Source organism: Gemmiger formicilis (assembly GCF_016901605.1).
Lineage (GTDB): Bacteria > Bacillota > Clostridia > Oscillospirales > Ruminococcaceae > Gemmiger > Gemmiger formicilis_B.
Genome location: NZ_JACJKP010000472.1, coordinates 1 through 412 on the forward strand (window position 1 = coordinate 1; position 412 = coordinate 412).

Sequence of the window (412 nt, forward strand, 5' to 3'; positions counted from 1 at the left end):
TGGATGCCCCGGGAACGCTCGGTACAGGTGATTTTTTTGTAACGGCGATCCCTGCTGCTTGGCACACAGCAGATAAAACCTTTGCTTTCCAACCGCTGCAGCAGCTTGGTCATGGCCGGATGGGTCACATGTTCGATGCGCTCCAGGTCGTTCTGGTGGATCTCGGTTTCCCCTGCCGCTTCCAGACGGCTGACCGACCCCAGTACCCGAAGCTGTACTGATGTCAGACCCATGTCGGCAGCCTTCTCATCCATCCGTTTGCGGAACGCACGGTTGATGATGGCAATTTTCAGGCCGAAAGGCATTTTACCCGGCATGGCGTTCTCCCCTCTTCATTAAGTAACCTATTACCTATTATAACCGATTGCCCAGTCCTGTCAAGGGGGTCATCCCCGCCTGATGTTCATGACCA

The 412-nt window shown here is 54.6% G+C and carries 1 protein-coding gene; it reads right to left on the bottom strand.

The window, feature by feature from the left end; translation table 11 throughout:
* Positions 1-317: MarR family winged helix-turn-helix transcriptional regulator (locus H6B10_RS15500; protein ID WP_204652363.1), on the bottom strand; the 317-nt coding region annotated here is incomplete at its 3' end.
* Between the last annotated feature and the right edge of the window lie 95 nt (positions 318-412).